14 protein-coding genes are annotated in these 12,760 nt (G+C 66.8%); 9 read left to right on the top strand and 5 right to left on the bottom strand.

Annotated elements, in window-relative coordinates; all coding sequences use genetic code 11:
* Positions 1–17: 17 nt before the first annotated feature.
* Genes G6N66_RS03320 through G6N66_RS03330 form a run of 3 tightly spaced genes read right to left on the bottom strand, consistent with a single transcriptional unit; the run spans position 18 to position 4,084 of the window.
* The gene (locus G6N66_RS03320) at positions 18–860 is read right to left on the bottom strand and encodes an LLM class F420-dependent oxidoreductase (RefSeq protein ID WP_085233502.1); all 843 of its coding nucleotides are present in this window, start codon (positions 858–860) and stop codon (positions 18–20) included.
* Between the two features lie 28 nt (positions 861–888).
* Positions 889–2,397 carry an ATP-binding protein gene (locus G6N66_RS29950; RefSeq protein ID WP_085233503.1) on the bottom strand — a complete coding sequence of 503 codons (1,509 nt, stop codon included), beginning with the start codon at positions 2,395–2,397 and terminating at the stop codon, positions 889–891.
* A gap of 7 nt (positions 2,398–2,404) precedes the next feature.
* Positions 2,405–4,084, bottom strand: coding sequence for an FAD-dependent oxidoreductase (locus G6N66_RS03330; RefSeq protein WP_085233504.1), 1,680 nt, complete (start codon positions 4,082–4,084; stop codon positions 2,405–2,407).
* A gap of 261 nt (positions 4,085–4,345) precedes the next feature.
* Here G6N66_RS03330 and G6N66_RS03335 point away from each other — a divergent pair, with 261 nt between their 5' ends.
* The 9 genes from G6N66_RS03335 (at position 4,346) to truA (ending at position 11,155) form a co-directional block, all read left to right on the top strand.
* A complete protein-coding gene (locus G6N66_RS03335; RefSeq protein ID WP_139825259.1) occupies positions 4,346–6,322 on the top strand; it encodes a serine/threonine-protein kinase PknD in 1,977 nt (658 codons plus the stop codon).
* 184 nt (positions 6,323–6,506) lie between these two features.
* On the top strand, positions 6,507–6,728 hold the full coding sequence (gene infA, locus G6N66_RS03340) for a translation initiation factor IF-1 (RefSeq protein ID WP_003418601.1): 222 nt from the start codon (positions 6,507–6,509) through the stop codon (positions 6,726–6,728).
* A 31-nt stretch (positions 6,729–6,759) separates the two neighbouring features.
* Positions 6,760–6,873, top strand: coding sequence for a 50S ribosomal protein L36 (gene rpmJ, locus G6N66_RS03345; RefSeq protein WP_003879483.1), 114 nt, complete (start codon positions 6,760–6,762; stop codon positions 6,871–6,873).
* Positions 6,874–7,048: 175 nt separating this feature from the next.
* A complete protein-coding gene (gene rpsM, locus G6N66_RS03350) occupies positions 7,049–7,423 on the top strand; it encodes a 30S ribosomal protein S13 (RefSeq protein ID WP_085233506.1) in 375 nt (124 codons plus the stop codon).
* 3 nt (positions 7,424–7,426) lie between these two features.
* Positions 7,427–7,843, top strand: a complete 417-nt coding sequence (rpsK, locus tag G6N66_RS03355; RefSeq protein ID WP_085233507.1) for a 30S ribosomal protein S11 — start codon at positions 7,427–7,429, stop codon at positions 7,841–7,843.
* 13 nt (positions 7,844–7,856) lie between these two features.
* Positions 7,857–8,462 carry a 30S ribosomal protein S4 gene (rpsD, locus tag G6N66_RS03360; protein ID WP_085233508.1) on the top strand — a complete coding sequence of 202 codons (606 nt, stop codon included), beginning with the start codon at positions 7,857–7,859 and terminating at the stop codon, positions 8,460–8,462.
* 77 nt (positions 8,463–8,539) lie between these two features.
* A complete protein-coding gene (locus G6N66_RS03365; protein ID WP_085233509.1) occupies positions 8,540–9,583 on the top strand; it encodes a DNA-directed RNA polymerase subunit alpha in 1,044 nt (347 codons plus the stop codon).
* Between the two features lie 116 nt (positions 9,584–9,699).
* Positions 9,700–10,314 carry a 50S ribosomal protein L17 gene (rplQ, locus tag G6N66_RS03370; RefSeq protein WP_085233510.1) on the top strand — a complete coding sequence of 205 codons (615 nt, stop codon included), beginning with the start codon at positions 9,700–9,702 and terminating at the stop codon, positions 10,312–10,314.
* Positions 10,265–11,155: a tRNA pseudouridine(38-40) synthase TruA gene (gene truA / locus G6N66_RS03375; protein ID WP_232079453.1), complete on the top strand. Its 891-nt coding sequence runs from the start codon at positions 10,265–10,267 to the stop codon at positions 11,153–11,155. The genes rplQ and truA overlap by 50 nt, the downstream gene beginning before the upstream one ends.
* On the opposite strand, the gene G6N66_RS03380 is transcribed toward truA, so the two are convergent.
* Positions 11,152–11,772, bottom strand: a complete 621-nt coding sequence (locus G6N66_RS03380) for a cutinase family protein (protein WP_085233512.1) — start codon at positions 11,770–11,772, stop codon at positions 11,152–11,154. The genes truA and G6N66_RS03380 overlap by 4 nt on opposite strands.
* A 42-nt stretch (positions 11,773–11,814) precedes the next feature.
* A complete protein-coding gene (locus tag G6N66_RS03385) occupies positions 11,815–12,678 on the bottom strand; it encodes a cutinase family protein (RefSeq protein WP_232079454.1) in 864 nt (287 codons plus the stop codon).
* Positions 12,679–12,760: the final 82 nt, after the last annotated feature.

Raw genomic sequence — 12,760 nt, forward strand, 5'->3', positions numbered from 1 at the left:
CCACTTTCACGCCTTTGTTAGGCCTTAGTCAGCCCGAGCGGTCCGGCCAGCTCGGCCAGCGCCGAAACCAGGTTCTCGTCTTTGGTCAGGATCTGCACCGGCACGTGGTCGGCACCGGCATCGAGGTGCTCCTTGAGCCGCGCCGCGATCGCCTCGGGCGTGCCGTAGGCCACCACCGCATCGACGAGCCGGTCGCTGCCCGGGCGGGTGACCTCGTCCTCGGCGAAGCCCAGCCGCTTCCAGCTGTTGCGGTAATTGGCCAGGTTGAAATACATGTCCAGTGCGCGGCGCCCGACCGTGCGTGCCTTCTCGGCGTCGGTGGTCAGCACCGCCTTGTGTTCGGGCGCCAGAAACGCCGACGGTCCGATGAGCTGGCGGGCTCGGGCGGTGTGCTCGGGGGTGGTGAGGTAGGGGTGCGCGCCCGCGCTGCGCTGCGCGGACAGCTCGAGAACCCGCGGGCCCAGCGCCGCCACGACGCGTCGCTCGGTGGGCACCCCGTAGTCGTCGAGCTGCTTCAGGTAGTCCACCAGCGCGTCGTACGGTTTGCGGTATTCGGTGATCACCTCGCGGTGGCCGACGCCGATGCCCAACAGGAAGCGGCCCGGGTAGGCCTTGTCGATCCGGTGGAACGACTCGGCCACCGGCTTGGCGGCCGCCGTCCAGATGTTGACGATGCCCGTGGCAACCTGCAGGGTAGTCGTCGCCTCCAGGATGGGCTCCACCCAGGCCAGCTCGGCCGGCGGTGAGCCGCCCACCCAGACGGCCCCGTAGCCCAGGGCTTCGATTTCCTTGGCTTGCTGCGTGGTCACGCCGCGTCCAAACGATCCGAACTTGCCGAGATTGGGTTTGGTGGAAGTCATGGTTCAACCAACCTGGGGCGCGGGGGCGCTATTCCTCGGGTGCGGCGTCATCCACGGCGTCATCCACGACATCGTCGACGAGGGGAGCCGTTTCAAGCGGCAGCAGCACGATGAACCTCGTTTCGCCCGGCACGGATTCCACTCGCAGATCCCCGCGATGTTTCTTGACGACGATGTTGAACGCCAGATCCAGTCCGAGCCCGGTGCCCTCACCGACCGGCTTGGTGGTGAAGAACGGCTCGAAGATGTGCTGGCGCACGTCCTCCGGGATGCCCGGGCCGGTGTCGCAGATCTCGATCCGGGCCATCGTCTCTTGCTCGCGGCAGGTTCGGATGGTCAGCGTGCCGCCCTCGTCGCCCATCGCGGCGAGCGCGTTGTCGATGATGTTGGTCCACACCTGGTTGAGATCGCCTGGATAGCAAGGGATTTCGGGAAGGGATTTGTCGAGATCCTTGACCACCGTGATCGCGTTCGGGGCTTTGGCGTCTTTGCCCAGCCGGTCGGCGAACATGGACAGCGTGCTGCGCAGCAGGTCGTGCACGTCGACCACCTGGAACGGGGCCCGGTCCATCTGCGAATACTGCTTGGCGTCGGCTACCAACGCCGAAATGCGTTTGCTCGCTTCGGCGATCTGGTTCAGCAACAGCTCGATCTCGACGGTGTAGTTGAACCAGTGGATGGCCCCCGCCAACGAGGTCGACGGGAGTTCGTCAACCCCGGCGGAGATCCGTTCCAACCAATCGGTGTCGATACCGCCCTCGACGAACGTCGGTGCGATATCCCAGGCGTCCTCGACGCCGTGCTCTTCCAGCCACTCGCCGACGGCGTCCTCGCGATCGGTGGCCTCGAGCGCGCTCAACTCCTGCGAGGCGGACTTGGCGACCTGCTCGACCACCTCCTGTTGCATTCGCACCAACGCGCGTAACGCGTCGGAGGTGAAGGTGCCATCGGCGAGCATGGCAAGCTTCTGACGCATCCCGGCGACTCGCCCGCGCAACTCGGCGGCGGCGCGCGCGGTGGCCGCGGCCGGGTTGTTCAGCTGATGGGTCAGCCCGGCCGACAACCGGCCCAATGCCAGCAGCTTCTCCCGATTGTCGATGATGCGGCGGGTCCGGTCGGTTCCGACGGCGATGCCGTCCAGCAGGTGCACCGCCATCGGGAACTGGTCGCGCATGAACTGGGCGAACACCGGCGCGTCCATCACGAAGAACCGCGACGGCTTGGTGACGTGCACGGAGGCGTCGTAGCTTTTCTGCTTGCCGCCGGTGAACGCCCGCCAGGCACCGCAATACACGCCGCGCTGCGAGGTGCGGTTGGTTTCGATGTCCTGGCCGCCGGAGAGCTTGGACATCGTCAGCTCCCCTTCGATCAGGACGTAGAAGCACGTCGCCGGTTCGCCTTCGACGCAGATCGGCCCCGGCTGGTAGTGCTCGATGTGCCCGTTGCTGCACAGCACCGCGAGCTGCTCGTCGGTCAGGGCCTCGAACAGGAACAGCGTGCGCAGCTCGTCGGGCTCACACGGCACTTTGGTGGTCATGATGCGGTCATGATTCCGCGAGGTAGCGGTGGACCAGCATGACGGCCATCGACCCTTCGCCCACCGCGGCCGCGACCCGTTTTGCCGACGTCGCGCGGACGTCGCCGGTGGCGAACACCCCCGGGATGCTGGTTTCCAGGTGATGCGGCGGGCGGTCCAGCGTCCACCCGCACACGTTGCGCAGGTCCGGACCGGTGAGGATGAAGCCGTGGTCGTCGCGGGCCAGTACCCCGTCGAGCCAGTCGGTGCGCGGCGCGGCCCCGATGAAGATGAACATCCGGCCGCAGGTGACCTCCTCGACGTCGCCGGTTTTGTTGTTGATCAGGGTCAGCGTCTCCAGGTGGCCGTCGCCGCTGGCGCGCTGCACCTCGGTGCAGGTCAGGACGTTGATCTTCGGGTTCGCCTCGATCTGCTGGATGAGGTAGTAGGACATCGAGGCCTCCAGCGACGGCGCGCGCACCACAATATTGACCGATTTGGCCGTCCGCGACAGGTACATCGCGGCCTGGCCGGCCGAATTCGCCCCGCCGATCACGTAGACCTCTTCGCCCTCGCAGTCCGAGGCGATGGACACCGCGGCCCCGTAGTAGACGCCGCAGCCGGTCAGCTCCGTGCAGCCCTCGGCCGCCAGCTGGCGGTAGGAAACACCGGTGGCCAGGATGACCGCGTGTGCGTCGACCGAGCCGCCGTCGGCGAACCGCACCGTGCGCTTGGATCCATTGATCTCGAGGGCGGTTGCCTTGCGGGCGGTGATCAGCTCGGCGCCGAACTTCTCCGCCTGTCGGCGGGCGCGGTCGGCCAGCTGTCCGCCCGACACCCCGTCGGGGAAGCCCAGGTAGTTCTCGATGCGTGAGCTCTGCCCGGCTTGACCGCCCGTCGCGGTGTGCTCGATGAGCACGGTGCGCAGCCCCTCGGAGGCGCCGTACACCGCGGCGGCCAGGCCCGCCGGCCCGCCGCCGACGACGATCAGGTCGTAGAAATCCTGCGACGGGGTGGTGGTCAGGCCGAGCTTGGCGGCCAGTTCGGCGTCGGTGGGTTCGACGAGCGGGTCCCCGCGTTCGGTGACGACGACCGGGAGCCGCCGGTGGTCGGCGCCGGCGGCGTTGAGCAGCCGCTCACCGTCGGGTTCGTCGGCCATAAACCAGGAGTAATGCAGCCCATTGCGGGCCAGGAAGTCGCGGACCTGCCAGGACCGGGCCGACCAGCGGTGCCCGATCACCTTGGTGTGCGGGATGGGGTGCTCGGGCGCCTGCTTCCAGGCGTCCAACAATTCGTCGATGACGGGATAGAGCTTCTCTTCCGGCGGATCCCAGGGCTTGAGTAGGTAGTGGTCGAGGTCGACGACATTGATCGCGTCGATGGCGGCGTGGCTGTCGGCGTAGGCGGTCAACAGCACCCGTCGGGCCAGCGGGTACAGGTCCATCGCCCGTTCCAGGAACTCGATGCCGGTCATCTGCGGCATCCGGTAATCGGCGATGAGGGTGGCGACCGTTTCGCCGCGCAGTTTGAGCTGCTTGAGGGTGTCCAGGGCGTCGTGGCCGGATTCCGCGCGCACGATCCGGTGCTCTTCGCCGTATTTGCGTCGCAGGTCCCGGGCCACCGCGCGGGACACGGACGGATCGTCGTCGACCGTCAACAACACGGGTTTGCGTGACTGGGGAACAGGACCTGAATCAGGACTAGTCATCGTCGTCAAGTATGCCCTCGTCAGGCGCCCGGTGGCGGGTCGAGTGGGCGGCTCTCGTCGGCGACGTCGACCAAAGTCGTTTTGCTGGCAACCCGCTCAGCCGCCGCGCACGGTCGGTCGACGGGCCGGTCCGTTGGACGGCGGAGCGGGATTGTTTCGAACTCGGCTCCAGGGTTACGGCGTGTTCAAACACCTGCAACGATGTCGGTAGCACGTTATCGTGCTGAGTCAACTGCCAATGCTTTGCCGTCGGAGGGCACGGTGCCTGAAACTTCGTTCGGGAAGTACCAGCTGATCGAGTTGCTGGGACGTGGCGGTATGGGCGAGGTCTGGCGCGCTCACGACACCGTCATCGACCGGACGGTCGCGATCAAGATTCTGCCTGCCGAGATCTCGAAAGACGAGGTGTTCCAGGAGAGGTTCCGCCGCGAGGCCCACGCGGCCGCGCGCCTGAACAGCCCCTACATCGTGCCGATCCACACCCACGGGGAGGTCAACGGCCGCCTGTTCGTGGATATGCGGCTGATCGAGGGGACCAACTTAGCGGCCATGTTGGACCACGGCCCGTTGGCGCCGGCCCGCGCGGTGCGGATCATCGAGCAGATCGCCAAGGCGTTGCAGGCCGCGCACAAGATCGGGCTGCTGCATCGGGACGTCAAGCCGTCGAACATTTTGATCGACGAGGACGACGACGCGTGTCTGATCGATTTCGGGATTGCCCAGACGATCGGCGAGCGAGGACTGACCACCCTCGGCGACGTGATCGGCACCTTCCACTACATGGCCCCCGAGCGGTTCAAGCCCAATGAGCCCGACGCGCCGCCGGTGGACGCCCGCTCCGACATCTATGCACTGGCCTGTGTGCTCTACGAATGCCTCACGGGACGGCAGCCATTTCCCGGCGACGAACTGGAGAAACAGCTCGCCAATCATCTCTTCAGCCCGCCGCCGCGGCCGTCGAGAACCAACCACGCGCTGGGACCCGCCTTCGACCACATCATCGCCAAGGGCATGGCCAAAGACCCCCGCGAGCGGTACCAAACCGCCACCGAATTGGCGCGAGCCGCCTGCGCGGTCATCACCACGCCGATCCCGGTGACACCGGAGCCGGCTGGACAACCGACATCCCGGCACTCGGTCAACGGGCCGCGCGACACCGAGGTTTTGGATGGTGGGCGACGGTCAGCACCGAACGCCTATCCCGACCCCAATGTTCGGCCAGCCCCGCCGGTCGCGTCCCGAGAGCCTGCCGCGCGCCGGCCGGTCCCACCGCGCCCCATCGGTCCGCCTCCGCCACCGGCGAAACCGGCCGCGCCGCGCTGGCGCAGCAAAACGCTCGTCGTCTCGGTCATCTCGGCCACCGCCGTGCTTGCCGTCGTCGCCGTCGTCCTTGCTTTCCTCATCGGCTTCGACACCAACAATCCGCGAAACCCGAATTCCCCGCAGGACACCTACACCGCGAGCCACGCGAATACCCGGCAGACGGCTTTGCCGTTCACCGGGCTGCGCAAGCCGGAAGGGCTGACGGTAGACAGCACCGGCACGGTGTACGTCGCCGACACCCTGCACGACCGGATCTGGGTTTTGGCCCCGCGTGGGAACACGGCGACCCCGTTGGAGATCAACACCGCCCTCAGCGGTCCGACCGGTGTGACGACCGACAACACCGGCGCGGTCTACATCAACGACGCCGGCCACAATCGAGTGCTGAAGCTGCCGAATGGCCAGAAGACGCCCATCGAACTGCCTTTCGCCGGCCTGGGCCATCCGACGGGGCTGACGGTGGACAGTGCCCGCACCGTCTACGTCACCGATACCGGACACAATCGGGTGGTCGGGCTGCCCGAGAATGCGACGACTCCGGCGGAGCAATTCCAGGTGCCGTTTACCGGCCTGAATGCGCCGACCGGTTTGACGATGGGTCAAGACGGGACGCTGTATGTCGCCGATGGCGGCAATAACCGGGTCCTCGCGTTGCCGCGGGGGTCCAAAGAGGCAAAGCAGGTGAACTTCAAGGACCTCAGGGATCCGGGCGGCGTGACGGTCGACAGCAAGGGCGCGCTCTACGTCACCGACAGCGAGGGCAATCGGGCGCTGGAATTGCCCGCCGGCTCCGCCGAACAAATCGTGCTGCCCTTCACCGGCCTCGATTATCCGTGGGGCCTGGCGGTCGACCGCGACGGGACGGTCTACGTCGCAGGCCACAACGATAAGATCCTGGCACTGACGCGCACCTAGCGCGTTTTGCGCGGAGCGCGGCGATACGGGTATCGTTGACCAACGGTGCGGTTCCGCGCCGGCTTTTTTGTGTGCCCAGTTCCTAGGAATTTCCTGTCACCGGCTCACGTTTTAAGCCGGGTGTCTGCTGCGCCGATCTGGGCGCGGATGAGAACGAACTAAAACGAGGGATTCCTGAGAGAGTATGGCCAAGAAGGACGGCGCCATCGAGGTCGAGGGCCGAGTGGTCGAGCCCCTGCCCAATGCGATGTTTCGCATTGAGCTGGAGAACGGACACAAGGTGCTCGCCCACATCAGCGGCAAGATGCGGCAGCACTACATCCGCATCCTGCCCGAGGACCGGGTGGTGGTAGAGCTTTCGCCCTACGACCTGTCCCGGGGCCGCATTGTGTACCGGTACAAGTAACGAGAACCCAGAGAACAGGACCGAGACTGCCGTGAAGGTGAACCCGAGCGTCAAGCCGATCTGTGACAAGTGCAGGGTGATCCGTCGGCACGGACGGGTCATGGTGATCTGCTCCGACCCGCGCCACAAACAGCGCCAGGGCTGACCTGGGCTAATAGCCCTTAAAAACCCAGAAGCGCACGACACAACTGAATGCAGACCTCCCAGCACCAATGAGCGGATAGGCCGCTTATCCACGCCCGGACGGAGGCCGGGCCCCGATCCAGATCGGGAACGGGCTGGGAAAAGACCTCCGCATGAGACAAGAGGAAACGCCACCTATGGCACGACTAGTAGGCGTCGATCTGCCGCGCGACAAGCGCATGGAGATCGCGCTGACGTACATCTTCGGCATCGGCCGCACCCGCTCGAACGAGATTCTGGCGGCCACCGGCATCGACAAGGACCTGCGCACCAGGGATCTGTCCGACGACCAGCTCACCCACTTGCGTGACTACATCGAAGCCAACCTCAAGGTGGAGGGTGACCTGCGCCGCGAGGTGCAGGCGGACATCCGCCGCAAGATCGAGATCGGCTGCTACCAGGGTCTGCGGCACCGCCGCGGCCTGCCGGTGCGTGGCCAGCGCACCAAGACCAACGCGCGCACCCGCAAGGGCCCCAAGCGCACCATCGCCGGCAAGAAGAAGGCCAGGTAACCCATGCCACCCGCCAAGAAGGCAGCCGCTGCCCCCAAGAAGGGGCAGAAGACCCGTCGTCGGGAAAAGAAGAACATCCCGCACGGCGCCGCGCACATCAAGAGCACGTTCAACAACACGATCGTGACGATCACCGACCCGCAGGGCAACGTCATCGCCTGGGCGTCCTCGGGCCACGTCGGCTTCAAGGGGTCGCGCAAGTCGACGCCGTTTGCCGCGCAGCTGGCCGCCGAGAACGCGGCCCGCAAGGCCCAGGAGCACGGCGTGCGCAAGGTCGACGTGTTCGTCAAGGGCCCGGGCTCGGGCCGGGAGACCGCGATCCGGTCGCTTCAGGCTGCGGGCCTGGAGGTCGGTGCGATCTCCGATGTCACTCCCCAGCCGCACAACGGCTGCCGGCCGCCCAAGCGACGCAGGGTCTAGGAGGAGATAAGTCATGGCTCGCTACACCGGACCCGTAACCCGCAAATCGCGCCGGCTGGGCACCGACCTCGTCGGCGGTTCGCAGTCCTTCGAAAAGCGTCCCTACCCGCCCGGCCAGCACGGCCGCGCGCGGATCAAGGACAGCGAATATCGACAGCAGCTGCAGGAGAAGCAGAAGGCCCGCTTCACCTACGGTGTGATGGAAAAGCAGTTCCGTCGCTACTACGAAGAGGCCTCGCGCCAGTCCGGTAAGACCGGTGAGGAACTGCTCAAGATCCTGGAAAGCCGCCTCGACAACGTCGTGTACCGCGCCGGCCTGGCGCGCACCCGCCGGATGGCCCGCCAGCTCGTCAGCCACGGGCACTTCAGCGTCAACGGGGTGCACGTCAACGTGCCGAGCTACCGGGTGTCGCAGTACGACATCATCGACGTGCGGGACTCATCGCTGAACACGGTGCCGTTCCAGATCGCGCGGGAGACGGCGGGTGACCGCCCGATCCCGAGCTGGCTGCAGGTGGTGGGGGAGCGGCAGCGCATCCTGATCCACCAGCTGCCCGAGCGCGCGCAGATCGACGTGCCGCTCACCGAGCAGCTGATCGTCGAGTACTACTCGAAGTAACAGACTTTCGGGCCGGCCGGCCTGAAAACCCAAACGGCATCAAATAGCGGGTGCCGAGAAGGAGAAGAAGAAACACCATGCTGATTTCACAGCGGCCCACACTGTCCGAGGACATCCTCACCGACAGCCGGTCTCAGTTCGTCATCGAACCGCTGGAGCCGGGATTCGGTTACACGCTGGGCAATTCGCTGCGTCGCACGCTGCTGTCGTCGATTCCCGGCGCGGCCGTCACCAGCATCCGCATCGACGGTGTGCTGCACGAGTTCACCACCGTGCCCGGCGTCAAGGAAGACGTCACCGACATCATCCTGAACCTCAAGGGTCTGGTGGTGTCGTCCGAGGAGGACGAGCCCGTCACCATGTACCTGCGCAAGCAGGGTCCGGGTGAGGTCACCGCCGGTGACATCGTGCCGCCCGCCGGCGTGACCGTGCACAACCCCGGCATGCACATCGCGACGCTGAACGACAAGGGCAAGCTCGAAGTGGAGCTCGTCGTCGAGCGCGGCCGTGGTTACGTGCCCGCCGTGCAGAACCGCGCTTCGGGGGCCGAAATCGGCCGTATCCCAGTCGATTCCATCTACTCGCCGGTGCTCAAGGTGACCTACAAGGTGGACGCCACCCGTGTCGAGCAGCGCACCGACTTCGACAAGTTGATCCTCGATGTGGAGACCAAGAGTTCGATTAGCCCGCGCGACGCGCTGGCGTCCGCCGGCAAGACCCTGGTCGAATTGTTTGGTCTTGCACGCGAACTCAACGTCGAGGCCGAGGGCATCGAGATCGGGCCGTCGCCGGCCGAGGCCGACCACATCGCCTCGTTCGCGCTGCCGATCGACGACCTGGATCTGACCGTGCGGTCGTACAACTGCCTCAAGCGTGAGGGTGTGCACACGGTCGGCGAGCTGGTCAGCCGCACCGAGTCCGACCTGCTCGACATCCGCAACTTCGGTCAGAAGTCCATCGACGAGGTGAAGGTCAAGCTGCACCAGCTGGGTCTGTCGCTGAAGGACAGCCCGCCGAGCTTCGACCCGTCGGAGGTTGCGGGTTACGACGTCGCCACCGGCACCTGGTCCAGCGAGAGTGCCTACGACGACCAGGATTACGCCGAAACCGAACAGCTCTAACGACCGTCCGGTGACGACGCGGCCGTGCAGCGGCCGCTGAGGAACCGGACACAGATGAAGAAGTCCGTCCCGGCCCTACCTGATACGGGGGCCGGCCCCACTTAGGAGAAGTCGCAATGCCCAAGCCCACCAAGGGTCCCCGCCTCGGCGGGGGGTCGTCGCACCAGAAGGCCCTGCTGGCCAACTTGGCCACGTCGCTGTTCGAGCACGGCCGGATCAAGACCACCGAGCCCAAGGCGCGGGCGTTGCGACCCTACGCGGAGAAGCTGATCACGCACGCGAAGAAGGGCACGCTGCACAACCGTCGCGAGGTCATGAAGAAGATCCGTGACAAGGACATCGTGCACGCCTTGTTCGCCGAGATCGGGCCCTTCTTCGCCGACCGCGACGGCGGCTACACCCGCATCATCAAGGTCGAGGCGCGCAAGGGCGACAACGCCCCGATGGCCGTGATCGAGCTGGTGCGGGAGAAGACGGTGACGTCCGAGGCCGACCGGGCGCGCCGCGTGAAAGCCTCGAAAAAGACGGCTGCGGCCCCGGTGGCCGCGGCCGCGGCTCCGCAGGCGGCGATCGAGCCCGAGGCGGCGGTCGGTCCGACCGCCGAGGAGGCCGACGAGGCTCCTGCCGAAGAGGCTTCTGCCGAAGAGGCTTCTGCCGAAGAGGCTCAGGCCGACGAGGCTGCTGCCGAAGAGGCCCAGGCCGAGGCGCCGGAAGAGGCGCCCGAGAATTAGCGAAGACGTCCGTCTTCGGCTCGATATCGCCTACGACGGAACCGATTTCGCGGGCTGGGCGGTGCAGGCCGGACAGCGCACCGTCGCCGGCGTCCTCGATGAGGCGCTGACGACCGTGTTTCGCACTCCGGTGCGGTTGCACGCCGCCGGTCGCACCGACGCCGGCGTACATGCCAGCGGGCAGGTGGCCCATGTCGACGTGCCCGCCGATGCCCTGCCGAACGCCTACGCGCGCTCGCCCCGTGCGCACGATCCAGAGTTCATGCCGTTGCTGCGGCGCCTTGGCGGGTTCTTACCCACCGACGTTCGCGTCCTTGATATCACCCGGGCCCCAGCGGGTTTCGATGCTCGGTTTTCGGCGCTGCGCCGTCACTACCAATATCGACTGTCGACCGCGCCCTACGGGGTGGTTCCGCAGCTGGCCCGCTACATCACCGCCTGGCCACGCCCACTGGACGTGGCGGCGATGACGACCGCGTCGCGAGAACTGCTGGGGTTGAACGACTTTGCCGCGTTTTGCCGTCGCCGCGCGGGTGCCACCACGATCCGCGAGCTGCAGCGGTTCGACTGGTCGTGCGACGGGGATCTGGTCACCGCACACGTGACCGCCGACGCGTTCTGCTGGTCGATGGTGCGGTCGTTGGTCGGCGCGCTGCTGGCCGTCGGGGAACACCGGCGCACGGCCGCATGGTGTCGCAAATTGCTTACTGCAACAGACCGTTCCAGTGACTTCGCGGCCGCGCCCGCGCACGGATTGACGCTGATCGGCGTGGACTATCCGCCGGACGACGAACTTGCGTCGCGGGTCTTGATCACCCGGGACCTGCGCACGCGCGACTAGAGCCTGCCGGCGACGAATGCGGCGGCCTGATCCACCAGTCCGGAGCCGATGTATGAGGGCTGAAGATGGGCCGCCCACGTGGTGCCGTTGCGACAGATCGGGTCGCCCTGCGCGCATTGATCGATCGTCTTGCCCGCGAAGGCGGGGGCAACCTTGCGGGTGCCATTCCCGAACAAAGCGACCGCCGCGACGTGCTGATCCAGGCCCGGCGGGATACGGCTCCACGTCGCCAGGTCCGCCACCTCGGCGCCCAGCGAATAACCGCCGAGCACCTCACGGGTGTTCGGGCAACTTGTCGCCATCGATTGCACATGCGCGGCCATGTCATTGGCGCCGCTGTCGACGGTGATGTTCGCCGGATAGTTGACCCCGTAGGCTCCGACCGACATCCGGGTCTTACCGCGCAGCGAATTGACCAACGCGTCGCCGACCGCGCCCAGTCCGGGCGGCTCCTCTCGGCCCCGCGCGAACACCACTTCGGCTCCCGGGCACTCCGCCGACGCCGCGGGGATCAGCGGCGCCGACCCAACAGGAACCAGGGCCGGGGCGATCACCAGTGCGGGAGCGAGGAGTGCCGCGGCCGCGAAACCGGCCACTCGGGTTGCATCATGCCTCACTGACGCGATGTTACGGAATTTTGAAGCCTTACGGACAGTACGTCACTGCACCGCAGCAACCAGGCCGGGTGCCGGCGTGGCGGGCACCGGCCCGTGCACATCGGGACCGGAGGGACCGGGCGGCTGCGGGGCATAACCGGGTGACCCGGGCATCTGCGGCCCGTACCCCGGTATCTGGGGAGTCTGGGGACCCTGGGGACTCAGGGGACCCTGGGGGCTGTAGCCCGGCTGCGGCGGATAACCCTGGATCGGCGGCCCAAACCCCGGCACCTGCCGGCCGGTCCCGGCCAGCAGCTTCGACGCGACGAAGGCCGCGGCCTGGGTGGTGTACACCGGGACGTAGCCCTCGGTGTGTCCCTGCCAGTCGTTGCCCGGGCCGGCGTGGCAGATCGGGTCGTTGGGATTGCACAGGTCGATCGCCTTGGACCCGAACATCGCGCTCTGGGTGGGCAGCGACCCGCCGGCCCGGTCGGCCACGTCGCCGAACGTGACGACGGCCGCGACGTTGTTGGCGTACTGCGGGGGCAGCGTGTTGCCCCAGTTGATGCCGCCGATCGGCACGCCGGCCACGATGTCCATCACCGACGCGCCCTGCGAGTAGCCGCCCAGCACGATCTTGGTGTTCGGGCACTTTTCCACGCTCTTTTTGACCCGGTCGATCGTGTCGTTGGCGCCATCGCCGCCGTGCAGTTGCAGCTTGCTGGCGGCGTAGTTCACCCCGTAGGGCAGGATGTTCAGGCCGCCGGTCTGCTGGCGCAGCGAGTCCACGAAGGCATCGCCCACCTTGCCCAGCCCCGGTGGTTCGTTGGTGCCGCGGGCGAAGATGACCTCGACGTCCGGGCAGTCGTCCGCGGCGGCCACCTGCGTGGCGGCCGGGACGGCTAACAGCCCGGTCGCGGTGAGCAGTGCCGAAGCGCCGAGGCCGACCCAGCGACCTGCCGACCGCGCGCGGCCCGCCCGAGGGCCACGTGAGCGGTATGGAAGGGAA

The organism is Mycobacterium conspicuum (assembly GCF_010730195.1).
Taxonomy (GTDB): domain Bacteria; phylum Actinomycetota; class Actinomycetes; order Mycobacteriales; family Mycobacteriaceae; genus Mycobacterium; species Mycobacterium conspicuum.